General features: G+C 73.1%; 16 protein-coding genes. 6 read left to right on the forward strand and 10 right to left on the reverse strand.

Annotation, left to right across the window (positions count from 1 at the left end; all coding sequences use genetic code 11):
* Positions 1-839, forward strand: an 839-nt coding sequence (locus tag ACWDX9_RS14130) for an ABC transporter ATP-binding protein (protein WP_449953196.1), incomplete at its 5' end; no start/stop codon positions are given.
* Between the two features lie 47 nt (positions 840-886).
* On the forward strand, positions 887-1,555 hold the full coding sequence (locus ACWDX9_RS14135) for a TetR/AcrR family transcriptional regulator (RefSeq protein WP_449953198.1): 669 nt from the start codon (positions 887-889) through the stop codon (positions 1,553-1,555).
* A gap of 7 nt (positions 1,556-1,562) precedes the next feature.
* Here ACWDX9_RS14135 and ACWDX9_RS14140 read toward each other — a convergent pair whose 3' ends face one another.
* From ACWDX9_RS14140 to ACWDX9_RS14150, 3 genes are all read right to left on the reverse strand, one after another.
* Entirely contained in the window at positions 1,563-2,102 is a 540-nt protein-coding gene (locus ACWDX9_RS14140) for a hypothetical protein (protein WP_449953201.1), read from the reverse strand.
* Between the two features lie 74 nt (positions 2,103-2,176).
* On the reverse strand, positions 2,177-2,737 hold the full coding sequence (locus tag ACWDX9_RS14145) for a hypothetical protein (RefSeq protein WP_449953204.1): 561 nt from the start codon (positions 2,735-2,737) through the stop codon (positions 2,177-2,179).
* Between the two features lie 73 nt (positions 2,738-2,810).
* On the reverse strand, positions 2,811-4,097 hold the full coding sequence (locus ACWDX9_RS14150; protein ID WP_449953207.1) for an SLC13 family permease: 1,287 nt from the start codon (positions 4,095-4,097) through the stop codon (positions 2,811-2,813).
* A gap of 322 nt (positions 4,098-4,419) precedes the next feature.
* Here ACWDX9_RS14150 and ACWDX9_RS14155 point away from each other — a divergent pair, with 322 nt between their 5' ends.
* Both ACWDX9_RS14155 and ACWDX9_RS14160 read left to right on the forward strand, forming a co-directional pair.
* Positions 4,420-5,412, forward strand: a complete 993-nt coding sequence (locus ACWDX9_RS14155; RefSeq protein WP_350733871.1) for a HAMP domain-containing sensor histidine kinase — start codon at positions 4,420-4,422, stop codon at positions 5,410-5,412.
* Positions 5,409-6,065: a response regulator gene (locus tag ACWDX9_RS14160; RefSeq protein ID WP_449953211.1), complete on the forward strand. Its 657-nt coding sequence runs from the start codon at positions 5,409-5,411 to the stop codon at positions 6,063-6,065. The genes ACWDX9_RS14155 and ACWDX9_RS14160 overlap by 4 nt, the downstream gene beginning before the upstream one ends.
* 17 nt (positions 6,066-6,082) lie before the next feature.
* On the opposite strand, the gene ACWDX9_RS14165 is transcribed toward ACWDX9_RS14160, so the two are convergent.
* The 4 genes from ACWDX9_RS14165 to ACWDX9_RS14180 are packed head-to-tail and all read right to left on the reverse strand — an operon-like array spanning position 6,083 to position 12,480.
* Positions 6,083-7,474, reverse strand: a complete 1,392-nt coding sequence (locus ACWDX9_RS14165) for a glycoside hydrolase family 28 protein (RefSeq protein WP_449953214.1) — start codon at positions 7,472-7,474, stop codon at positions 6,083-6,085.
* A 9-nt stretch (positions 7,475-7,483) separates the two neighbouring features.
* Positions 7,484-8,500, reverse strand: a complete 1,017-nt coding sequence (locus tag ACWDX9_RS14170) for a hypothetical protein (protein ID WP_449953217.1) — start codon at positions 8,498-8,500, stop codon at positions 7,484-7,486.
* On the reverse strand, positions 8,476-10,968 hold the full coding sequence (locus tag ACWDX9_RS14175) for a family 78 glycoside hydrolase catalytic domain (RefSeq protein WP_449953220.1): 2,493 nt from the start codon (positions 10,966-10,968) through the stop codon (positions 8,476-8,478). The genes ACWDX9_RS14170 and ACWDX9_RS14175 overlap by 25 nt, the downstream gene beginning before the upstream one ends.
* Positions 10,969-10,983: 15 nt before the next feature.
* Positions 10,984-12,480 (reverse strand): alpha-L-fucosidase, encoded by a 1,497-nt coding sequence (locus ACWDX9_RS14180; RefSeq protein WP_449953223.1) that lies wholly within the window; start codon positions 12,478-12,480, stop codon positions 10,984-10,986.
* Between the two features lie 147 nt (positions 12,481-12,627).
* Between ACWDX9_RS14180 and ACWDX9_RS14185 the strand changes: the two genes are divergently transcribed.
* Positions 12,628-15,552, forward strand: coding sequence for a glycoside hydrolase family 2 TIM barrel-domain containing protein (locus ACWDX9_RS14185; RefSeq protein WP_449953226.1), 2,925 nt, complete (start codon positions 12,628-12,630; stop codon positions 15,550-15,552).
* Complete coding sequence (locus tag ACWDX9_RS14190) at positions 15,552-17,219, forward strand: acyltransferase (protein ID WP_449953229.1); 1,668 nt, start codon at positions 15,552-15,554, stop codon at positions 17,217-17,219. The genes ACWDX9_RS14185 and ACWDX9_RS14190 overlap by 1 nt, the downstream gene beginning before the upstream one ends.
* On the opposite strand, the gene ACWDX9_RS14195 is transcribed toward ACWDX9_RS14190, so the two are convergent.
* The 3 genes from ACWDX9_RS14195 to ACWDX9_RS14205 are packed head-to-tail and all read right to left on the reverse strand — an operon-like array spanning position 17,156 to position 22,802.
* Positions 17,156-18,379, reverse strand: a complete 1,224-nt coding sequence (locus ACWDX9_RS14195) for a GDSL-type esterase/lipase family protein (protein ID WP_449953232.1) — start codon at positions 18,377-18,379, stop codon at positions 17,156-17,158. The two genes, ACWDX9_RS14190 and ACWDX9_RS14195, sit on opposite strands and share 64 nt — an antisense overlap.
* Entirely contained in the window at positions 18,376-21,102 is a 2,727-nt protein-coding gene (locus tag ACWDX9_RS14200) for a family 78 glycoside hydrolase catalytic domain (RefSeq protein WP_449953234.1), read from the reverse strand. The genes ACWDX9_RS14195 and ACWDX9_RS14200 overlap by 4 nt, the downstream gene beginning before the upstream one ends.
* Positions 21,096-22,802 (reverse strand): hypothetical protein, encoded by a 1,707-nt coding sequence (locus tag ACWDX9_RS14205; protein WP_449953236.1) that lies wholly within the window; start codon positions 22,800-22,802, stop codon positions 21,096-21,098. The genes ACWDX9_RS14200 and ACWDX9_RS14205 overlap by 7 nt, the downstream gene beginning before the upstream one ends.
* Positions 22,803-23,248 lie beyond the last annotated feature (446 nt).

Genomic DNA, 23,248 nt, shown 5'->3' on the forward strand with positions numbered 1-23,248 from the left:
GGAACGAGATCGCCGAAGGCAAGCGTTTGCTCACCTCCGGCCGGTTCCTGACGCTCACCGGAGTCGGCGGGGTGGGCACGCGGGCCGGCGAGCCGTCGATCGAGCTGGACGGGGTGAGCTTCGCCTACGATGAGCGGCCGCTGCTGCGGGACGTGAGCTTCACCGTCGCGCCCCGCACGGTGACCGCGCTGGTCGGGCCCTCCGGGTCCGGCAAGACCACGCTCACCCGTCTCATCGCCCGCTTCTGGGACGCCTCCGCCGGGTCGGTCCGGGTCTGCGGGAACGACGTGCGCGACTACCCGCCCGAGGACCTGATGGCCCAGCTGTCGATCGTGTTCCAGGACGTGTACCTGTTCGAGGGCACGCTGGAGGACAACATCCGGCTGGGGCGGCCGGACGCCACGGACGAGGAGGTCCGCGAGGCGGGCCGGCTGGCGCGCGTCGAGGAGATCGCCGCGCGGCTGCCCGGCGGCTGGCGGGCGAGGGTCAGCGAGGCCGGGGCGACCCTCTCCGGCGGCGAGCGCCAGCGGGTGTCCATCGCCCGCGCGATCCTCAAGGACGCGCCGATCGTGCTGCTGGACGAGGCCACCGCCGCGCTGGACCCGGAGAACGAGTCCGCTCTGATGGACGCGCTGGCCACGCTCGCCCGCGACCGGACGCTGCTGGTGATCGCGCACCGGCTGACCACGATCGCCGCCGCCGACCAGATCGTCATGCTGGAGGGCGGCGTGATCGCCGAGCGCGGCACCCACCAGGAGCTGCTGGACGCGGGCGGCCGGTACGCTGCGTTCTGGGAAGAACGCGCGCGGGCCCGCGGCTGGCGCCTCGTACGCGCCTGACCGGTGGACGGCCCGGCGCGACATGATCGACGGCGGTAGGGGGCTCGATGGGTGAGGAGACGACGGCGCGGGAGTGGCGCGTGCTGGGCCGCCCGCGGGGCCGCCCGCCGCGCATCACCCGGCCCGACATCGCCGACGCCGCGCTGGCCGTCGGGTTCGACAACCTGACCCTGGCCACCGTGGCCGACCGCCTCCGGGTCGCCCACTCGGCCCTCTACCGCCACGTGGCCGACCGCGAGGAGCTGGTCGTCGTGGCCATCAACCGCGCGATCGGCAAGGCGGACTGGCCGGAGCCGACCGGCGAGTGGCGCTCGGACCTGGAGGGGCAGGCCGGGGCGCTGTGGGCGCTGCTGGAGGCGCATCCCGGCCTGATCAAGGAATTCCTCAAGCTCAGGCGCTTCCCCGACGAGGTGATGCACCGCTTCGGCGCGGCCGTCCAGCGCCTGATCGGCTACGGCTTCGCGGTGGAGGACGCGTTCCTCGCCGTCGACACCGTCTTCGACCTGGCGATCGACGTCTTCGGCAGGGGCCAGCAGCTGGACGCGCCCGCGGGCGCGGCGAAGGTTCGCGACAGCTCGGCCGACGCCTGGGCCGAGGCGGTCGGCCCGGAGGTGGCGCCCGTCATGCGGCGGGCGCTGTCGGAGCCGGCCTCCGTGTGGTTCAACCGCAAGCTCGGCCTCGTCCTGGACGGCATCGCCTCCGGCCTGGCCCCCTAGATCGTCCTTACAACCAGCTGGCGCGGACGGCGGCGGCCGAGGCGTCGTCCGGCGGGGTCGCGAGGGCGCCGGAGTGGACGCCGTCGAGCAGGCGGGCGACGGTCCCGACGATCTCCTCGGCACGCTCGCGCAGGCCGGCCACGTCCGCCGGGCTCACCTCACCGCGGTCCACCCCGACCTCGTCGAGCACGCCTTCCAGGTCGGCCAGCCGTCCGCTCAGCCACTTCAGCGGCTCGCCGGAGAGCTCCTTGTCGAACACCCGCCGCCCCGGCTCCCACCCGTCGATGCCGGGGTGATGGTGGGTGCGGTCGAAGCTGCCGGGTGCGCTGTTGACCGACTCCAGCAGGTCCACCCGCCACAGGGGGCGTTCGACGGTGATGGGCCGGGCCGAGTAGATCGACCCGTTCAGCTCGCCGGGATGCAGCTTCCGCAGCTCCAGGCGCACGCCGCGCTCGGCGCCCTCCTGTCCCCTGATCGGGTCGGGGTCGACGAAGTAGATGTCGCTGACCGCCACGCCGATCCGTTCGAAGCCGAAGACGTAGAGCATGGGGAACCACTCCTTCATGAAAGCCGGGAGTCGGGACCTTCATGGACGTACCCACTTGAAGCCCCGGCGATCGCTCAGTGGAGCCGGTAGTGGATCTGCCCCGCCGGTTCGGCCGGGCCCCTGCTCAGCAGGAGCGTGCCGAGCCAGATGAGCGCCATGCCGACCGGCGTCAGGGCCGGTTCGAGCACCCCTCCGATCAGCACCGCCACGCCCGTGGCCGTGACGGCCGCGCTCAGGACCGTGACCCGCCGGAGCGCGGCGAGCACGGACGCCAGCGCGACCAGGGCGGCGAAGGCGGCCCCGTAGACGAACGGCTCCCACGCCGCGACGCGCGGGCTCTCGAACCTGTTGTAGAGGTCGACGGCGAGACCGACGACGTTGGCGGCCGTGCTGAGCAGCGCCACCGCCGTGGCGGCGTCCGCCGCCGCCCGCCACCCGCCCGTCACGGGCCCCGCCATGCGGCGCAGCGCCAGGAGCATGACGCCGAACATCAGGAACCCGGCCAGCAGGACCGCGTGCGCGGCCGCCCACCACGGCCCGCCGACGGCGTCGGCGCCGGGGAGGCGCGTGAGGAGACTGCCGGCGAGCAGCGCGGCGGGGGCCGCGGTGAAGGAGATCTGGGTGAGGCGGTTCATGAGGCCCACGATGCCTCCTCGGGTCAGGGGCGCTCATCGGTGATCGCCCCTGACTTTCCCCTGATCTCCCCGGTCAGGCGAAGTAGCGCAGCCAGACGTACGCCCAGGCCATCAGCGTGCTGATGACGGTCACGACGATGCCGTACCGGGTGAACTGCCAGAAGGTGATCTTGTGTCCGGAACGCGCGGCGATGCCGAGGGCCACCACGTTCGCGCTGGCCGCCACCGCCGTGCCGTTGCCGCCGAAGTCCGCGCCCAGCGCGAACGCCCACCACAGCGCCTGCCCGGTGCTCGGGTCGGGGATCTGCGCGACCACGCCCTCCACGATCGGGGCGGTCGTGGCGACGTACGGGATGTTGTCGAAGAACGCGCCCAGCACGCCCGAGCCGAACAGCAGCGCCGTCGCGGCGACGAAGTAGTCGTCGCCCAGCGCGCCCAGGGCCCACGTGCCGATCGCCCCGATGACACCCGTGTGGACCAGGCCCGCGACCATGACGAACAGGCCCATGAAGAAGACCAGCGTGGGCCACTCGACCTCGCGCAGCACCTCGTTGACGTCCGTGCGCGAGACCATCAGCATCACCCCGGCCCCCACGAGGGCCACGATCGACGGGTCGACGTGAGCCACCGCGTGCAGCGCGAACCCGGCGATCACCAGGCCCAGCACCACCAGGCAGCGGGTCAGCAGCCGCGGGTCGGTGATGGCCCGCCGCTCGTCCAGCGCCATCACCGCCGCGGCGTGCCCGGCGTCATAGTGGAACGACCCGCGGAACAGCACCCGCGTGAGCAGCACGAACACGGCGAAGACGACCACCACGATCGGCGCCATGTGGACGAGGAAGTCGTTGAACGTCAACCCCGCCCGGCTGCCGATGATGATGTTGGGCGGGTCACCGATGAGGGTCGCTGCGCCGCCAATGTTGGAGGCCAGCACCTCCGCGATGAGGTACGGCTGGGCGGGGATGCGCAGCCGGTCGCACACCATCACGGTGACCGGCGCGACCAGCATGATCGTGGTGACGTTGTCGAGGAAGGGCGAGGCGATGGCGGTGATCGCCATCAGCATGACCATCAGCCGGTACGGCCTGCCCTGCGACCGCTTGGCGGCCCAGATGGCGAGGTAGTCGAAGACCCCCGTCTGCTTGATGATCCCCACGATGATCATCATGCCGAAGAGCAGGAAGATGACGTTCCAGTCGATGCCTTCGTGCTCGGAGAAGAACACCTCCGCGCCGGGGACGAGGCCCAGGACGGCCATCAGCCCGGCGGCGATGAGCACCACCTTGACCTTGTCGGCCTTCTCGGTGGCGATGAAGAAGAACGCGACCAGGAAGATCGCGAGGGCTACGTATGCGCTCATCCGTCAAGCCCCGGCGGCCCGGACCGGGCGGCGGGGCATGACGATACAAGGTGGGATTGGCGGCACACGGCTATCGACCTCCGGAGTCGGAACGGGTTCGGGCTTGGTGAGCCGCCGCTCCAGGATGATCGTCTCGTCGCGCGCGCCGCTTCGAGGACATCCTTCGCGGGCGGCGGCTCCGTCCCAGTCTCGTGGTCCGGGCGGGCCCGGCACCATCGGGTCCAGCACCCATACCGGGAGGGACGGAGCATGTAGGGACGTCCCGCAGGATGGGGGTCAGGCCGGATCGACAACCGGGCCGGGAGACAAAGAGGCTGGTTAAATGACCGAGAGGGCGAAGAGGACGACCGGGAGCCCGGCACAGGCGCTGTTCCGGCGGCTGTTCATGATCAACGGGTTGGTGTTCGCGGTGGCCACGCTCGTCCTCGCGATCTCACCGGCCACCGTGTCCGCGCCTCTCGTGCTGGCCGAGGTGCCGGTGCTGATCGTGGGCCTGGCGCTGATGCTGGCCGCCAACGCGCTGCTCCTGCGCCGCAGCCTGGCCCCGCTGGACGCGCTGACCACGCTCATGCAGCGCGTGGACCTGCTGCGCACCGGCGAGCGGCTGACCGACGGCGGCAACAGCGACCTCACCCACGTGATCGCCACGTTCAACGCGATGCTCGACCGCCTGGAGGCCGAGCGCAGCGCCAGCAGCGGCCACGCTCTGGCCGCCCAGGAGGGCGAGCGGCGGCGCATCGCCCGCGAGCTGCACGACGAGATCGGCCAGAGCCTGACCGTGGTGCTCCTCGGCCTGAAGCGGGTGGTCGACCGCGCGCCGGACGACCTGCGCGAGGACCTGCACGGCGTGCAGGAGACCGTACGCGCCAGCCTCGACGAGGTCCGGCAGGTCGCCCGCCGGCTGCGTCCCGGCGTGCTGGAGGACCTCGGGCTGCACGCCGCCCTGAGCGCCCTGTGCAGCGACGTCTCGCAGATGAGCGGGGTCCAGGTGACCCGCGCCGTCCAGCACGACCTGCCCGAGCTGGGCGCGGACGTCGAGCTCGTGCTGTACCGGATCGCCCAGGAGAGCCTCACGAACATCGCCAGGCACGCCCGCGCCACGCGTGCCGAGCTGTCACTGGCCACGCACGACGGGCGGCTGACCCTGCGCGTCACCGACGACGGGCAGGGCGGCGCGCGCCAGGACGGGGCCGGGATCCGGGGCATGCGCGAGCGCGCCCTGCTGATCGGCGCCCGCCTGACCGTCGACTCCCCGCCGGGGGAAGGCACCCGCGTCCACCTGACCATCCCGAACGATCGGAGCCCAACGCGGTGAGCATTGCCAAGACCAGGATCCTGCTGGCCGACGACCACGCGCTGGTCCGCCGGGGACTCAAGATGATCCTCGACGCGGAGCCCGACCTGGAGGTCGTCGCCGAGGCCGCCGACGGCGCGGAGGCCGTCGCGGCCGCGTCGGAGGACGCGGTGGACCTGGCCATCCTGGACATCGCGATGCCGCGGATGACAGGGCTCCAGGCGGCCCGCGAGATCTCCCGCCGCGCGCCCGGCATCCGCATCCTGATCCTGTCCATGTACGACAACGAGCAGTACTTCTTCGAGGCCCTCAAGGTCGGCGCCTCGGGATACGTGCTCAAGTCGGTCGCCGACCAGGACCTGCTGGAGGCGTGCCGGGCCACGATGCGCGGCGAGCCGTTCCTGTATCCCGGGGCGGTCACCGCGCTCATCCGCGACTACCTGCAGCGTTCGCGCGAGGGCGAGCGCATGCCGGAGAGCATCCTGACGCCCCGGGAGGAGGAGATCGTCAAGCTGATCGCGGAGGGCAACTCGGCCAAGGAGATCGCGGAGACGCTCGTCATCAGCGTGAAGACCGTGGACCGGCACCGGGCGAACATCCTGCAGAAGCTCGGCATGCGCGACCGCCTCGACCTGACCCGCTACGCCATCCGCGCGGGCCTCGTCGAGCCCTGATCAGGGGCGGAACCGTCTCATCCACCGGAGTCCACGCGGCGGCCGTTGATCCAGACGTCGCGCAGCACGAACCCCGTCACCTCGCGTACGACGTCGTCCTCGGCCATCTCCTCGAACACGCTGCCGGCCACCCGCACCCCCTTGATCGGGTTGCCCGGGTTGCCGATCAGGTTGAACGCCCTGGGCGCCCGCCCGGCCCGCAGGCGGCGCACGTCGATGGCGCCCACGTCGGGGAAGTACGGGCCGGTGTCCTTGTTCTCGTAGTTCAGGGCCACCTCGATCACCGCGTCGGCCGCCTGCCCCACCGTGATGTCCCGGAAGTAGACGTCCCTGACGTAGCCGCCGCGGTCGGGGTTGGTCTTGACGCGGATCGCGCGCTCCAGGCGGGGGCTGCTCATCGTGCAGTTCCAGGCGTAGACCCAGCGCACGCCGCCGGTGGTCTCGCTGCCGATCGTCACGCCGCCGTTGCCGTCGCGCATCACGCAGGAGTCCACGAGCACGTTCATGGAGGGCGCGTTCACCCGGCGGCCGTCGGCGTTCTTGCCCGCCTTGATCGCCACGCAGTCGTCGCCGGTGTTGAACTCGCACCGCTCGATGAGCACGTCCACGCAGGACTCGGGGTCGCAGCCGTCGTTGTTGGGGCCGTTCGGGCTGTCCACGGTGACCTCGCGGATGGTCACGTTCGTGCACAGGACCGGGTGGATGTTCCACATGGGGGAGTCCTTGACCGTCACACCCTCGATCAGGACGTTGCGGCAGCGGTAGAGCTGGATGAGGTTGGGGCGCAGGTAGTGGCCCTCGCCGAACACCCGCTCGGCCACCGGCACGCCCTGCTCGGCCATGGCGGCCAGCAGGTTCTTGTCGGGACGCTCGGACGGCGGCGGGTCGCCCGACCAGTCCCACCAGTGCGTGGCGTCGGCCTGGCCGTCGATCGTGCCGCTGCCGGTGATCGCGACGTTCTCCCGCTCGTAGGCGTAGACGAACGGGGAGTAGTTCATCAGCTCGACACCCTCGTAGCGGGTGTGGACGACCGGCAGGTAGTCGGCGGGGTTGCGGCTGAACCGGATGGTGGCGCCCGCCTCCAGGTGCAGTTCGACGTTGTCGGCCAGGTGGATGGCGCCCGTGAGGTACGTCCCCGCGGGCACGAGCACACGCCCGCCGCCCGCCGCCGCGCAGGCCGCGATCGCCTGCCTGAAGGCCTCGGTGCACATCGCGGTCCCGTCGCCGACCGCCCCGTGGCGGGTGACGGGGAAGGTGCGGCGGGGGAAGCGGGGCGGCCTGATCCGCCGCCGGACTCGCGGCACCCTGGCCCAGCCGTCCAGGTCGGGGGCCGCCTCCGCCCGCCCGGCCAGCTGGGGGGCCAGCACGGCGCCGGCCGCCACGGCCAGGAAGCTCCTGCGGGACTTCATGGTGCGCTCCTATCCATGGGCCAGGGAGATGCCGCGCCGCTCGACCAGCGTGTGCTCGCCGACCTGGTACGGCTCGACCCGCCGTACCGCCGTGTAGAAGTGGTGGGGCCGCCCGCCGTGGGAGACGAGCGCGGGCTTGTGCGCGTAGGTGTCGTCGGCCGAGCCCGGCGGGCCCACGTCGATGAGGATCTCGCCGCTCTTGCGCCAGGTACGCAGGTCGCGGGAGACCGCGAAGCTCTCCCTCGCGTGCCCGTCGAACGAGAGCCCGAAGTAGAACATCACCCACCAGTCGCCGTCGCGCAGCACGCACGGGTCGGAGGCGAAGCGCTCGTCGAACTCGCCCGGCCCGCCGTGCGGGACGACCGGGCCGGGCTCCGGGCGCTCCCAGCGTTCGAGGTCGGGGGAGACGGCGTAGCCGATCTGCTCGCGCCAGCCGTCGTAGGTGCGGTTCTTGGCGTTGTAGAAGCAGTAGTAGAGGCCGTCGTGGCGGAGCAGCCACGACTTGTACAGGCCGCCGCGCTCCCACGCGCCGCCGTCCTGCGGCCGCAGCACCGATCCGACGTCCACCCAGGTACGCAGGTCGTCGCTGGCCACGAACCCGATGACCGCCGCCCCCATCTCCATGCCAGCCTCGGGATAGGCGTGGTACGTGCCGACCGCCCGGCCGTCCAGCCGGCTCACCTGGCCGGGGGAGTCGAGGCGGTTGTCGCGCACGATCGACGTGAGCGCCGCGTTGTAGCCCCGGTACGGGTGCGCGGGGTCGCGCGGCAGGATCACCTCGCCCGGCGTCCACGACACGAGGTCCGCCGATCGGCTCAGCGCGGTCTGGTAGCCGGTCCCGTCGAAGCCGACGTACGTCATCAGGTACTCGCCGCCGTCGGAGCACACGAACGGGCAGTCCACGAAGAGGCTGTCGAACCTGCCCGGCTCCCGCGACCCCTCGACCAGCAGCCTGCCGGTCTTGTGCGGGGTCCTGACGCGGGCGGCGTCGTACGTGCCGATCACCTGCCTGCCCCGAACGTCCACCGCCCGGCCGGCACCTCATAGGCGTGGGCCCCGAGCTTGACCGCCGCGTCCGGCACGGCGTGCCGGGCGAGCCCGAGGTCGGGCAGCCGCACCTCGGCCGACGAGCCCGGCGGGACCACCACGTCGAGCGTGAACTCCCCGTCCGCGCGGGTCCAGGACACCTCGACCCCGCCGTACGGGGTCACGGTGCTCGCCCGCACCGACTCCAGGTCGCCGGGGGCGGCGGGCTCGATCAGCAGCCGGCGGAAGCCGTTCGAGCCGGGAGCCTGGCCGATGCCGCCGAGGCCGCGGTAGAACCAGGCGTCGATGGCGCCCAGCATGTAGTGGTTCTGCGACAGGCCCCGCGTCGGCCCGTCCCACGCCTCGGTGAGCGCGGTGGCGCCGTGCCGTACCTGGTAGCCGTAGCTGGGATGGCTCGTCGAGGTGGCGAACGCCCACAGGGCGTCGTGCCGTCCCGCCCGGCCGAGCACCCTGAACAGGGCGGGCAGCGCGATCTCGCCGACCGTGATGCCGCCGCCCGCCACCGCCTCGGAGATCCGGTCCAGCACCAGCTCGTCGGTGATCACGCCCATGTCGAGCGCCAGGATCTCCGACGCCTGGCTGCGGGACCCGGCGAAGGTGCGGGAGAACGCCGCGGTGATCTGCTCGGTCAGGGCCCGGTAGCGCTTGGCGTCGTCGTCGCGGCCCAGCACGCCGGCGGCGCGGGCCAGCGTGCCCGCGGCCCGCCAGTAGCCCCAGGTCGAGACCAGCGGGACGGGCGTCGAGTCGTCCAGGCCGATCCAGTCGCCCAGCCCGTGGCCGAGGATGCCGTCCTCGGCCTTCGACGTGAGGTAGTCCACGTAGCGGCGCATCGCGTCGTAGTGCGTCTCCATCGCCGACGGGTCGCCGTACCAGCGGTAGAGCTGCCACGGGATGCGGACGATCGCGCCGCCCCAGTTGGGGTCGTCCCTGAAAGGGGCGTCGAACACCAGGAACTCCGGCGCGATGTCCGGCACCAGCCCGTCCCCGGTCTGCGCCTCGGCGATGGTGACCAGCAGCTCGCGGTAGTAGGCGGCCACGTCGTAGTTGTAGGCGACGACGTCGAACAGCAGGTGGGTCTGCTCCAGCCAGCCCAGCTTCTCCCGGTGCGGGCAGTCGGTGAGGACGCTGTACATGTTGCCCCGCACCGCGCGGTCGATGATCGTGTGGATGTCGTTGACCAGGGCGTCGGAGGTCTCGAACGAGCCGGTGGGGGTGTTGTCCGCGCGCAGCACGAGCGCGGTCACGGCCTCCGGGCCGACCTGTTCGGGCAGGCCCTGGACCTCGACGTAGCGGAAGCCGTCGTAGCGGAAGCTCGGGTGCCAGGTCTGCGGGCCGTCCTTGGTGACGTACGTGTTGAAGATCGGGGCGCCGGTGGTGGGCTTCGACTGGATGACCCGGCCGTAGTCGTCGAGCTGGTCGCCGGGCACGAGCCGCAGGTGGCGGCCGGCCGGGAGGTCCAGGCTCAGCTCGGCCCAGCCCGCGACGACCGTGCCGACGTCGAAGACCGGCGTGCCGTCGGCGGCGGCCAGCCTGGCGGTCGCGGGCAGCCGTTCGGTGACCCTGATGGGCGGGCAGGCGCGCGACCTGAGCACGTCCTTCGTGCCGGGGACGACGGTGGCGGGCTGCCAGGCGGAGGTGGTGCGGCGGGCGTCGTGGTCCTCGCCGCCGTACCAGTGGGAGCGCACGGTCGGGCCCTCGGCGGCCCGCCAGTCGGGGCCCGTGGCGAACCGGCCGAACGAGCCGTCGGCGTAGTCCAGTTCGAGCTGCGCGATGGCCCGTGGGGCGGCCTTGGAGCCGAAGAACTTCATGTACCGGTCCTGGTGCGGGAAGACGTGCGCGATCCCCGGGCCCAGCTCGACGCCGAGCGTGTTGCGGCCCTCGCGCAGCAGCTCGGTCACGTCGTGGGTGGCGTACACGACGCGCCTGCCGAAGTCTGTGTACGGCGGCTCCAGCACGGCGTCGGTCACCGGCCCGCCGTTCACCGTGGCGACGTAGACGCCGAGGCCCGCCACGTGCAGCCGGGCGCGGACGACCGGCTGGGCCAGGACGAACTCGCCCTTCAGCAGCGGCAGCGGCCTGCCCTCGCCCGCGCGCGGGTTGCCCTCGTCGTGCCAGTCGGGGTGGGTGATCCACGAGGCCGTCCAGTCGTCCGGGCTCAGCAGGCCCAGCTCGAAGCGGGCGGGCGGGCTCCAGCCGGACCACCGGCCGTCGGCGTCGCGGACCCGCACCCGCCAGCGCGCCGCCGTGCGGGAGGTCAGGGGCCGCCCGTCGTACACCACGCGCTGGTCGGCCGACTCGACCTCGCCGGTGTCCCATAAGTCGGGCTCGACCCGTACGTGGTAGCCGGTCTGCGTCGTGGCGCCGGTCAGCTGCCAGCTGAGTGTCGGGCGGGTGATCTCGATGCCGAGAGGGTCGATCAGGTCGCACGTTCGCAGGTTGGTCGCCATGTCAGGGGCTCCAGGTCAGGTGATTTTGAGCATGTACGCGGCCTTCGTGGGTGGCGTCGGGGGCAGGTCGGCATACAGGGCCTCCTCGGCCAGCCGCCAGGCGACGGGGCCGTGGCCCAGGAGCTCGACCCGGGCGGGGCGGCGCTCCAGCAGCCCTTCGCCGGTGCCCAGGCCGGCGATCGCGGCCGTCCCGTCCGCCGGCCAGGCGAGCAGCGTGGCGTACACCGCGTCGCCGCGCCGGGTGAAGCGGATGTCGCCCGGCCGGTAGGCGCGGTCGGCCTCGTTGTAGCCCTCGTAGCCCTTCGTCTCGCCCAGGCCCGTGGCCCCCTCGGCGGCGCGCTTCCACGGTGTCGTGCCGTACACGCCCTCGCCGCAGATCCGCAGCCAGTCGCCCACCTCGCCCAGCAGGGTGCGGGCGTGCGCGTCCACGGTGCCGTCGGCGCGCTGCGGGACGTTGAGCAGCAGGGTGCCGTTCTTGCTGACCACGTCGATCAGCGTGCGCACGACCTGCTGCGACGTCTTGCGCGGGTGGAACATCGGGTCGTCGTCCGAGCAGTCGAACCACTCGCCGTCGCTGGTGTCGAACTGCCAGGGGTACTGCTGCGCCGCGTCGAGCTGGCGGCGTTCGCAGTCGAGGACGACGGCGGTGCGGTCGGCGTCGGGGACGTCCTTGACGGTCACCAGGCCGCCGGTCGGGCAGGTGTTGTAGTAGTGGGCGAGCAGGTCGAGGCCGCGCGTGCTGACCGGCTCCGACTCGACGACGCTGCCCGCGTCGAACGGCAGGCGGCCGTCGTCGAGATAGACCAGGTCGGGGCGGTAGCGGTCGATCGCCTCGCGCACGCGGGCGTAGAAGCGGTCGGCCACCTGGGGCGGGGGCTTGGCGCCCGGGGCGTGCCTGGCCGGGTAGAGCTCGGCCGGGTCGAGGCCCTCCCACCAGGTGCCGGCGCCGTCGCCCTTGGTCAGCCCGCCGTCGTGCGGCTCGCCGGTGGCCGGGTCGGCGCCGTGCGCGACGTCGAGCCAGCGCCAGGTCCAGTTGTTGTGGAAGCTGAGCCCGAACGGCAGCCCGGCCGCGCGGGCCGCCCGCTCCCAGGCGCCGACGATGTCGCGGCGCGGGCCGACGCGGGTGGCGTTCCAGGCGTGCTGCCCGGAGTCCCACAGGTCGAAGTTGTCGCAGTGGGCGGCCAGGGCGACGAAGTAGCGGGCGCCGCTGGAGACGTACAGGTCGATCAGCTCGCCGGGGTCGAAGCGCTCGGCGCGCCAGCGGTGGAAGAGGTCCTTCGCGCCGCCCGCGCCGAAGCGGTCGCGGTGGTGGGCGTGCTGGCGGTCGGCGCGGCGGCGCTCCCAGGGCTCGGAGGCGGGTTGCATGCCGTAGAGGTGGCGGGCGTACCAGTCGCCCGAGCTCGCCACGGACTGCGGGCCCCAGTGCGACCAGATGCCGAACTTGACCTCCCCGAACCACTCGGGGATGCGGTGACGGCGTAACGATTCCCAATCCGGCAGAAACCCTCTCAATGGGCGCACCTACCTTATTGAAACGATTTATGCATGATATATTTATTCAATGTCTGATGTCAATGCATCAGGTGAATTATGTGGGGGTGGTCTTCTCAGGGGTTCGCGTCTAGGGTTAAAACGTTTTGGTCTGGAAGGGGATGGATAGTGGATTTCCACGAAGACCCCGGGCCGGGCTCCGGGCGGCGGGCGGCACGCGCGGACTTCCTCTCCGACGCGCCGCGCCTGTCGCTCAACGGCCAGTGGCGCTTCCGGCTCTCCGGCACGGCCGAGGGCACCGGCCCCTCGTTGCCCGACCCCGCGCTCGACGACACCGGCTGGGAGACGATCCGGGTGCCGTCGCACTGGGTCCTGGAGGGGTACGACCGCCCGCTCTACACCAACACCGCCTACCCGTTCCCCATCGACCCGCCGCACCTGCCCGACGGCAACCCCACGGGCGACTACCGCCTCCGCTTCGACCTGCCCGACGACTGGCCGGGTGGCAAAGCCGTGCTGCGCTTCCAGGGGGTGGACTCCTGCGGCACGGTGTGGCTGAACGGCTCGTTGCTCGGCCACTCGAAGGGGAGCAGGCTGCCGTTCGAGTTCGAGGTCACGGGGCTCGTCCGGCCGCGCGGCAACCTGCTCGCCGTACGCGTGCACCGCTGGTCGTCGGGCAGCTACCTCGAGGACCAGGACATGTGGTGGCTGCCGGGCATCTTCCGCGACGTGGAGCTGCTGGCCCGCCCCTCCGGCGGCATCGACGACTTCACCGTCCGCGCCTCCTATGACGCCTCCGACGGCTCCGGCACCCTCCTCGTCACCGCCGACGCCCCCGGCCTGGTCGAGATCCCCGAGCTGGGTCTCGCGGTCGCCAACGGGGAGGAGGTCACCGTCCCCGGCGTCGAACCGTGGAGCGCGGAGCGCCCGCGCCTCTACGGCGGCACCCTCACGGCGGCCGGGGAGACGATCGACCTCCCGATCGGGTTCAGGACCGTCGAGATCGCCGGCGGGCGGCTGCTGATCAACGGGGCGCCGGTCCTCTTCCGCGGCGTCAACCGGCACGAACACCACCCGGAACGCGGCCGCGCGCTCGACCGCGACACCATGATCCGCGACATCGTGCTGATGAAGCGGAACAACGTCAACGCCGTGCGCACCGCCCACTACCCGCCGCACCCGGAGTTCCTGCGGCTGTGCGACGAGTACGGGCTGTGGGTGGTGGACGAGTGCGACATCGAGACCCACGGGTTCATCTACGCCGGTTGGGAGGGCAACCCGCCGGCCGAGCCGATGTGGCGCGACGCCCTGCTCGACCGGGCCCGGCGCATGGTCGAACGCGACAAGAACCACCCCAGCGTCGTCATCTGGTCGCTGGGCAACGAGAGCGGGAGCGGGCCGGCGTTCGGCGACATCGAGCGGTGGATCCGGGCCCGCGACCCCGGCCGGCCGCTGCACTACGAGCGCGACCCGAGCTACCGGCACTCCGACTTCCACAGCCTCATGTACCCGTCGCTGGACGATCTGGAGCGCATCGGGCGGCGCGAGGAGGACCCGCCGGACGGGGTCGTGCCGGGGTCGGCCGACGACGTGCGCCGTCGCGGGCTGCCGTTCCTGCTGTGCGAGTACGCCCACGCCATGGGGAACGGGCCCGGCTCGCTGGCCGACTACCAGGCGATCCTGGAGTCGTACGAGCGCTTCTGCGGGGCGTTCGTGTGGGAGTGGATCGACCACGGGCTGACGGGGCACGACGCGCAGGGACGCCCGTACTTCCGGCACGGCGGGGACGTCGACCACCAGCCGAACGGCGGCCGGTACTGCCTGGACGGGCTGCTGTTCCCCGACCGCACGCCGTCCCCGGGGCTGGCGGAGCTGCGCAAGGCGATCGAGCCGGTCGGGATCGCTGTCGACGTGGGGGCGGGGGAGGTGGTGGTCGCCAACAAGCACGACCTGATCGACCTCGGGCACCTGGAGTTCCGGTGGTGGGTGGAGGTGGACGGCGTCCCTGCGCCGGGGGGCGGGGTGCTGCGGGTCCCTGGGTGCGGGCCGCGGGAGACGGTGCGGGTGCCGTTGCCGGAGGTGGCGGTCCGCACCCTGGAAGGCGAGACGTGGATCACGATCGAAGCCGCGCTCGCCACCGCGACCCGCTGGGCGCCGGCGGGGCACGTGGTCGCCTTCACCCAGTCCCGCCTCGGCCCCACCCCCCACCACCGTCCGCCCCCTCCGCCCACCGCCCCACCGACCCTCGCGGGGTTGCGGTTGGGTGGGGCGGTGTTCGAGCCCAGGACAGGGCGGCTGGTCCGGCTGCACGGGGTCGAGCTGGACGGGCCGGTGCTGGACGTGTGGCGGGCCCCGACCGAGAACGACCGCGGCCAGGGCCCCAGGAACGCGCTCGCCGCCGACTGGGAGGCCGTGGGGCTCGACCGCTTCCTGCACCGGACCGTCGCCCTCGAAAGGCCGGACGACCGCACGCTCGTCGTCCGGGGCCGGAGCGGCCCGGCCACCCGGACCCTCGGCTTCCGCACCACGTACACCTGGCAGTGGCGCGACGGTGCGCTGCACCTGCGGATCGAGGCCGAGCCCGTCGGGGACTGGCACGACACCGCGTACGGACACCTGAACGTGAGCCCGCCGCGCATGGGCGCCAGGTTCGCCCTGCCCGGCGGCTACACCGACGTCACGTGGTTCGGGCGGGGCCCCGGCGAGTCGTACGCGGACAGCCGGGACGCCGCGCGGGTGGGCCGGTTCGCGCTGGCGATCGACGCGCTCCAGACCCCGTACGTGGTGCCGCAGGAGAACGGCAACCACGTCGAGACCCGCTGGCTGGAGCTGTCCGGCCCGGGGCTGCCGACCCTGCGCGTGGACGGCGAGCCGCACCTGGACTTCACCGCCCGCCGCTGGACCAGCGAGGCGCTGCGGGCGGCGGGCAGGCCGCACGACCTGCGCGACTCCGGACGCGTCTGGCTGAACCTGGACCACGGGCAGCAGGGCCTCGGCAGCGCCTCCTGCGGCCCCGCCCTGCCCGAGCGGTACCGGCTGCCGGTCCGCCGCCACTCCTGGTCGATGACGTTAACCACGTTCAAGGAGATTTGATGACGAAACCGACCAAGTTCGACTTCTGCCCGTGGCTGTTCTGGGACCACGCGACCGAGGAGGACCGCCGCGCCCAGGAGAGCCACCTGGCGGAGCTGCGGGCCGGGTTCGAGCTGGAGGCGGCGGGCAAGGTGTTCGTTTCGCCGCTGGCGGCCGTGTACGCCGACCGCCTGCGCATGGGCGACCACTGCTACATCGCGGCCCACGCGTACGTCACCGACGACGTCGTCATGGGCGACGACTGCACCGTCAACCCGTACGCCGTGGTGCGCGGCAACATCGTGCTCGGCGACGCCGTGCGGATCGGCGCGCACACGTCCCTGCTCGGCTTCAACCACGGCACCGCGCCCGACCGCCCGGTCTTCCGCCAGGCGATCACGTCGAAGGGCATCCGGATCGGCGACGACGTGTGGATCGGCTCGAACGTGGTCGTGCTCGACGGGGTGACCATCGGTGACCACGCCGTCGTCGGCGCGGGCGCGGTGGTCACCAAGGACGTGCCCGCCTGGGCCATGGTCGCGGGCAACCCGGCCCGCCGCATCCGCGACCGCCGGAGCCCAGTGGGCGGAGGGCCATCCGCAGCCGGCCGGCCCTCCGCCACCGGCCCGGGGGACGATCTGGAAGGGCTGCTCGCCGGGTTCGCCGCCCGCGCCAGGGAGCAGGCGGAGGACGTGCTGGGGCGCTGCTGGACGGGGGAGCGGTACGTGGACCGCCCGGACGCCCCGCTGACCGTGCGCGCCTGGTGTGACGCGGTGGAGATCGCCGACCTCCTCCTGGACGGCCCGCCCCCGACCCCGGCGCGGGAGGAGATCGTCGCGTTCCTGCGCGACCGCCAGGACCCGGCCACGGGCCTGGTCCCGGAGCTCGGCGCCTCCGGGCCGCCGGAGCTGGACGGGGTGAGCGCCTATCACGTGCTCTGCGTCGGCTACGCGCTCGACCTGCTCGGCACCCGGTTCCGGCACCCGGTCCACGCCGTCGCGAACGTCACCTCGCAGGACCTGATCGCCTCGCTCGACGCCCTCGACTGGGAGCGCAACGCCTGGACGGCGGGCTCGTGGGTGGACGCGTTCGGCACCGGCCTGCACCGCAACCTCGCCGACTTCGGCGTGCGCGGCGAGACCGAGACCCTGTACGGATGGCTGCTCACCCGCTGCAGCCAGGCCCACGGGATGTGGGGCGAGCCGGACCCGGACGCGGGCTGGCTGCAGGTGGTCAACGGGTTCTACCGGCTGACGCGGGGGACGTTCGCGCAGTCCGGGGTCCCGGTGCCGTACCCGGACCGGGCCGTCGACACCGTGCTCGCGCAGGCCCGCGACCCGCGCTACTTCGGCCCGGACACCGGCAACGCCTGCAACGTGCTCGACGTCATCCACCCGCTGTGGCTGCTGGGCAGGCAGACCCGGCACCGCCGCGAGGAGGGCGCGGCGTGGGCCAGGGAGCACCTCGTCCGGGCGGTCGGCGGCTGGCACGATGGGGCGGGCCTCAGCTTCGCCCTGACCAGGGGGAGTGGCGCGGCCCGCACGCCGGGGCTGCAGGGCACCGAGATGTGGCTGGCCATCATCTGGCTGCTCGCCGACCACCTCGGCGTCTCCGACGCGCTCGGCTACCGCCCCCGGGGCATCCACCGCCCGGAGCCGGCGGCGCGCCTGCCCAGACCTGGCCGCTGACCGGCGGCGTCGAGCAACACGCGCGGTTCGAGCGCGGCGGCCATCGCCCGGTGGCCCGCCGCGCTCGGGTGCAGGTGGTCGCCGCAGTCGTAGCGGGGCAGCAGGCGGCGGGGGTCGGCGGGGTCGCGGAGTGCCGCGTCGAAGTCGGCCGGCCCGTCGAACACGCCGCCCTCCCGTACGAACGCGTTCACCGCCTCCCGAGCCCGCTCGGCCTCGGCCGTGTGGTACTCCGCGCCCGCGAAGGGCGGGAGCGTGCCGCCGATCACGCGTACCCCGGCGGCGTGCGCCCGCTCGACGATGCGCCGGTAGGCGGCGACGAGCGGATCCGCCCGCGCGCCAGCCCCGAGGTCGTTGATGCCGGCCAGCAGGATCACGACGCCGATCCCCGGCTTGGCCAGCACCTCGGCGGCCAGCCGCGCCTCGGCGTCGCGTCCCGTCCCGGCGGCCAGCACCCGGCCGCCGGACACGCCCTCGTTCACCACGGCGAACGGCCACGACTCCAGCAGGGCCCGGTCGGCGAGGAGGTCCGGCCAGCCGTGGCCAGTCTCGGAGCCGACCCCGGTCGTGATCGAGTCCCCGAGCACCGCCACCGCCGACACCGGCTCGGGCGCGGTGACGATCAACGCGTCCAGCCAGTGCCAGACCGCCACCCCCTCGACGTACGCGGCCCCGTCCTCGTCGGCGGCGTGGTCACCGGGGAGCGACCGGTACGCCGCGTCGTCCGGCGGGGCCGTTGCCCGGTTGCGGCCGGTCAGGACGCCGCCGTCGCCTCGCAGGTGCAGGCTGACGGCCAGGCGCTGCCGGGGCGCCACCCGGCCGGGCAGCGGGTCCCCGAGCGCGGTCGTGCCCGGGGCCAGCGTCACCTCCGGCCGCCCGCCGAACGTCACCGTCCGGTTCGACCCCGGCACCAGCGCCGCCCCGGAGCGCGGGACGCCCACGCGGACGTGCCCGAACGTCACCGGCCGGTCCCCGAGCGCGTTGGTCAGCCGTACCCGCAGGCCGGTTCCGCCCGCGCTGGTCCGCACGAGGTTGCGTACGGTGAGATCCCGCAGCCCGGCCCCCGCCCGCTCGGCGGCGGCCGCCCATGTGGTCACCGGACGGCCTCCCCCGGGCTGCTCGGTGGCGGTCGCCCACGTGGTCACCGGGCGGCCGTCCGTCATCGCTCCCACGCCGCGGTGAACTCGTAGCGGCCGGACGCGACCCGGCACACCAGCGCCCCGCCGTTGACCTCGCCGGGCACGGGCGCCACCCGCCACACGAGTGCCCCGCCGGCCACCTCGCCGGGCACGGGAGCGCCGGACTCGCGGACCGACGCCGGATCCGTGGTCGGCACGTGCACCGTGGCCTCGGCCCCCGGCGGGATGCGGACCTCCAGCCGGAGCGTGTTCCCGTCCACCTCCCACCGGCTGCCCAGCCGGCCCAGCGGCGTGTCGTACGAGGCCGCGGCCCACTGGAGCCGGCCGCCGGGCAGCGGCCGGATGAGCGGGCGGCGGAACCCGACGGACCCCTCCTCCTGCCCGATCCCCGCGACCCCGCTGTACAGCCATGCCCCGACGGAGCCCAGCGCGTAGTGGTTGAAGGAGTTCATGGCGACGGGTCCGAAGCCGTCCTCCTCCGTCCACCCGTCCCACCGCTCCCAGATCGTGGTCGCGCCCCGCTTGATCGAGTACCCCCACGACGGGTAGCGGTCGTCGTGCAGCAGGGAGCAGGCCAGGTCGTGGTGGCCGTGCGCGGACAGGACCGGGCCGAGCAGCCCCACCCCGGCGAAGCCGGTGGTCAGGCGTCGCCCACGCCGTTCCAGGTCGGCCACCAGGTGCCCGACGGCCGCCGGGACGAGGGGCTCGGGGATCAGGCCGTGCGCGAGGGCCAGCAGGTAGCCCGTCTGCGTGTCGCCCGTGACCTGGCCGTCCGCCGACACGAACGCCCGGACGAAGGCGTCCCCGATCCTTGAACGCAGCTCGGCATAGTGGGCGGAAGCGGCCACGTCGCCCACCACGGAGGCGGCCTTCGAGGTGAGCTCCGCGCTCAGCGCGAAGTACGCGGTGGCCATCACCTCGCGCGAGGTCCGCACGCCCGCCTGCAACCAGTCGCCGTAGTGGCTGCCGGTCCGGTAGCGCCAGATCAGGTCGGGGTTGTGGCGTTCGACGTGGTCCACCCAGCGTCGCATGCTGGGCAGGCTGTCGCGCAGCACCCGCTCGTCCCCGTACACCCGGTACAGGTGCCACGGGACGACGGTGGCGGCGTCGCCCCAGCCCGGCGTGCCGTGCCGCTCGGTCATGACGTGCGGGATCACGTCCGGCACCGCGCCGTCGCCGGTCTGCGCGTACCGCAGGTCCGCCAGCCAGCCGGTGAAGAACGCGGCCACGTCCGCGTTGTAGCAGGCGGTCGGCAGGAACACCTGCGCGTCGGCGGTCCAACCGAGGCGTTCGTCGCGTTGCGGGCAGTCGGTCGGCACGGAGACGAAGTTGCCGCGCTGGCTCCACCGGATGTTGCTCATCAGCCGCCGCACCATGTCGTCCGAGCACGAGAACTCGCCCGCGACCGGCGTGTCGGAGTGCAGCACCCGCCCCACGACCTCGACGTCCGCGTGCCCGCTGACCTCGACGTACCGGAAGCCGTGCACGGTGAAGCGCGGCTCGAACGTCTCCACCGCCGCCCCGGCCGCCACATAGTGGTCGGTGGCCTCGGCCGAGCGCAGGTTGGCGGTGTAGAGGCCGCCGTCGTCGTCCAGCGCCTCGCCGTGGCGCAGCGTGACCCGGGCGCCCTCGGGGGCGCCGCGCACCACCAGGCGGACCCGGCCGGCGATGTTCTGGCCCAGGTCGACGATGGTACGGCCGTCGCCCCGGCGGACGTCCACCGGCACGAGGTCCTGGGTGACGCGGACGGGTTCGGCGGCGGACGGGACGAGGATGTCGTGCGCGGTGTCCACGACTCCGGCGGGGGCCCAGGAGGCGTCGTCGAATCCGGGCAGGTCCCAGCCGGGCTGTTCGAGGCGCGCGTCGTACCACTCGCCCATGAGCAGGTCGGCGTGGCGCAGCGGCCCCGTGCTCTCCCGCCAGCGCCCGTCGGTGCCGACGACCGTACGGGAGCCGTTCTCGTGCTCGGCGACGATCTGGACCAGCAACTGCGGGCGCCGGCCGTACCGCTGCGCCTGCTGCCGTATGTCCCAGCCGAGGCTGCCGGACCACCAGCCGTCCGCGAGGATCGCCCCCACGCAGACGGGTCCGTCGGCGGCCAGGTCCGTGACGTCGTACACCTGGTACGGCACCCGCCGCCGGTAGTCGGTCCAGCCCGGCGTCAGCTCGCCGTCGCCGGCCCGGTGGCCGTTGACGCGCAGCTCGTACAGCCCCCTGGCGCTGCACGCGATCCGCACGGCGGTCGCCGGGGGCAGGTCGAGCACGCGCCGGAAGTACCGGGGCGCGGGCAGGCCCGCGGTGCGGGCGGAACGCGGCTCGCCCTCGTCGGTGGGCGGCTCGAACGGCGGCTCGGTCTCGGGATCGTGCCCGATCCACGCCGCCACCCACTCGTCCTGGTGCATCACCCCGGTGTCGAACCACGATTCCGCCGCCCCGCCGGGCCCCGTCTCGCTGCGGGCCTCGACCGTCCAGGTGTAGCGGGTGAACGACGCCAGCGGCGCGCCGCCGTAGTCGGCGCTGACGTCCTGGCCCTCGACCCAGCCGCTGTCCCAGACCAGGGCGCCGCGCGCGCGGACCCGGATCCGGTACGCGTCCTGCGCGTCGCCGCGCCGGTCCGAGGCCAGCCGCCAGCTCAGCCGGGGCACCGGCGTGCCGATGCCGAGCGGGGTGCCGCGGTGCTCGCAGCGCAGGTCGTACGGCCGCAGCGAGTCGCCTGCGGGCACCTCGGGGAGAGACCAGTTCACCATGCCCACTCCTTCGCCGGCCGGGCCGGCTCGTAGTCGCGCCGGGGTGCGGTCGGATGGACCTTGCGCCCGCTGTACATCGGCCGGGCGGTCCCCTCCGGGCTGATGCCGATCACGTCGTCCCCCCGCCAGCGCACCCGGTACTCCCGTCCCGCCGCCACCTCGGTGGTCGCCGTCTCGGGCACCGGGAACGTGACCGTGACGCGCTCCCCTCGCCGTGGCGCCGGGATCGACAGGTAGCCGTCCGGCGCCCACGCCCCGGCCTGGGTCCCGTCGAAGCCCCCGCTCTCGCGGGCGACGCGCACCTTGGCGTACCCGGCCCAGTCGGGCACCCGCATCCGCAGCTCGCGCAGGTCCTCGTGGACGTCCAGGTCGACGCGGCCCTCGTGGGGGAGGTGGCTGAGCACGGTGACCTGCCGGGTGGCCCGGGTGAGGAGCAGGTTGACCCGGACGGCCATGGGGTCGGCGGTGACGATCGAGTTCCAGCCCCAGAACAGGCCGCGCAGCCCCGAGCCGACGCAGCACGCCTGCACGTCGGCCGTGTGCCCGCGGCCCAGCTCCACGTCGCAGACGAAGTCGTTGGGCGCGCCGTACCCGGCGAAGGCCCCGCGTACTCGCTCGCCCACCCGCACGTGGGTGACCCAGCCCGGTTCGTCCCCCGAGGTGTCGGGCGCGGACTCCACCCAGCTCAGGTCCAGGAGCTGCGACTCCACGAGGTGGTTGCGCAGGAACCGTTCAACCACGCCCCAGTACGCGGTGTGGCCCGACCCGGCCAGCGTGGTCCCGGTGCCGATCAGGTCCACCAGGGAGCAGCTCTCGTGCTCGTAGCGCTGGTCGGCCAGGTCGCCGGGCGTCCAGCCGAACGCGGTGGCCTGCCCGAGCGCCCAGTCGTAGGCGCGGCGGACGTAGGCGGTCAGCTCGTGGTCGCCGACGTGGCGGGCGTAGCGGGCGAGCCCTTCGAGCGTGCCGAGCCGGGTGTGGAAGTGGGCGCTGCGGTACGCGCGGGCGGGGTTGAAGGAGCCGTCCTCGTTGAAGACCCCGCTCTTGCGCACGATCAGCCGGGCGAACCAGCCGCACAGCTCCAGCGCGTCCTCGTTGCCCGTCGCCTGGTGGTAGCGCAGCAGCGGCATGATGAGCCGGCCGCTGAACGAGGCCGGGTCGGGGGCGAGGTGGAGCGCGATGGCGTTCGGCGAGGGCCAGCCGCCGGGGGTGTACTCGGAGGCGGGGTAGAACCACACGTCCCGCTCCTTGATCGCGATCCGCTTGAGCGCGGCCACGTGCCGGTCGGCCAGCCTTCTGGCCTCGGGGTCGCCGTCGGAGACGTACCAGGTGGTGAGTGAGAGGAGGACCGCCCGCTGGTCGATGAGGTTGGCGTTCGGGGGCCAGCCCACCTCGGGGCGGGCCAGGCGGTAGCTCAGCCCGTCGTCGCCGAAGAAGCCGATCAGCCGCCGCCTGAACCCCTCCTCCACCTCTCGCCAGGTGTCCTTGCCGGTCATCTGCCGGGCGAGCACGCAGGCGTCCAGGAGCCGTCCGTGGCTGGAGCCGTAGTCCCAGTCGCCGTGGCGCAGCGCCGCGGGGCGGGCCAGGAGGTCGGCGCTGAAGTACGGGATGCCGTCCATGTCCTGGTCGGGCAGTCCGGCCACCGCGTTCATGGCCAGCTCGGCCCGCTCTTCCAGCAGCACCGTGTCGGGGATTTCGGGCATGGGCGTCCTTTCGCATAAATATTCATACATGCATAGACGTCCCATCAAGCCTGCGTCGTCCCTCCCGCCCCGTCAAGGTGCACCCCCGCACTTCGGTCGAGGCCCCGTCAAGAGGAGGGGGTGGCCGAGGGTGCGCGCCATCCGACCCCGGGGTGCGCTCGACGGCGGGGGTGGTCGACGGTGACTCGTCGGGGGAGGGGGCTGATGGTGCCCGGTCGCCTGCCCCGCAACGCGCTCGTTGGCGAGGGCGGACGGGTGGAGCGCGCCGTTCCTGCCCACGGCGCGCTTGGCGGCGGCCCTCCTCGCTCCAAGCGGTGGCGACGCACGGCCCCGCTCCAAGCGGCGGCGCACGATGGGCGGTCGGTGGTGGGTGCCGCCACCCCCGATTCCGGCGGGTGTCCTTCCGTCTCCTCCCCCCAAAGGACGGCAACCCCGGTCGGCGGCTT

Source organism: Nonomuraea sp. NPDC003201 (genome assembly GCF_053590415.1).

What these genes read in the sequence shown, in the direction of transcription:
- ACWDX9_RS14190 (WP_449953229.1), top strand. Translation starts at nt 15,552, where the DNA reads ATGACGAAACCGACCAAGTTCGACTTCTGCCCGTGGCTGTTCTGGGAC.
- ACWDX9_RS14195 (WP_449953232.1), bottom strand. Translation starts at nt 18,379, where the DNA reads ATGACGGACGGCCGCCCGGTGACCACGTGGGCGACCGCCACCGAGCAG.
- ACWDX9_RS14175 (WP_449953220.1), bottom strand. Translation starts at nt 10,968, where the DNA reads ATGGCGACCAACCTGCGAACGTGCGACCTGATCGACCCTCTCGGCATC.
- ACWDX9_RS14150 (WP_449953207.1), bottom strand. Translation starts at nt 4,097, where the DNA reads ATGAGCGCATACGTAGCCCTCGCGATCTTCCTGGTCGCGTTCTTCTTC.
- ACWDX9_RS14155 (WP_350733871.1), top strand. Translation starts at nt 4,420, where the DNA reads ATGACCGAGAGGGCGAAGAGGACGACCGGGAGCCCGGCACAGGCGCTG.
- ACWDX9_RS14200 (WP_449953234.1), bottom strand. Translation starts at nt 21,102, where the DNA reads ATGGTGAACTGGTCTCTCCCCGAGGTGCCCGCAGGCGACTCGCTGCGG.
- ACWDX9_RS14140 (WP_449953201.1), bottom strand. Translation starts at nt 2,102, where the DNA reads ATGCTCTACGTCTTCGGCTTCGAACGGATCGGCGTGGCGGTCAGCGAC.
- ACWDX9_RS14205 (WP_449953236.1), bottom strand. Translation starts at nt 22,802, where the DNA reads ATGCCCGAAATCCCCGACACGGTGCTGCTGGAAGAGCGGGCCGAGCTG.
- ACWDX9_RS14135 (WP_449953198.1), top strand. Translation starts at nt 887, where the DNA reads ATGGGTGAGGAGACGACGGCGCGGGAGTGGCGCGTGCTGGGCCGCCCG.
- ACWDX9_RS14165 (WP_449953214.1), bottom strand. Translation starts at nt 7,474, where the DNA reads ATGAAGTCCCGCAGGAGCTTCCTGGCCGTGGCGGCCGGCGCCGTGCTG.
- ACWDX9_RS14145 (WP_449953204.1), bottom strand. Translation starts at nt 2,737, where the DNA reads ATGAACCGCCTCACCCAGATCTCCTTCACCGCGGCCCCCGCCGCGCTG.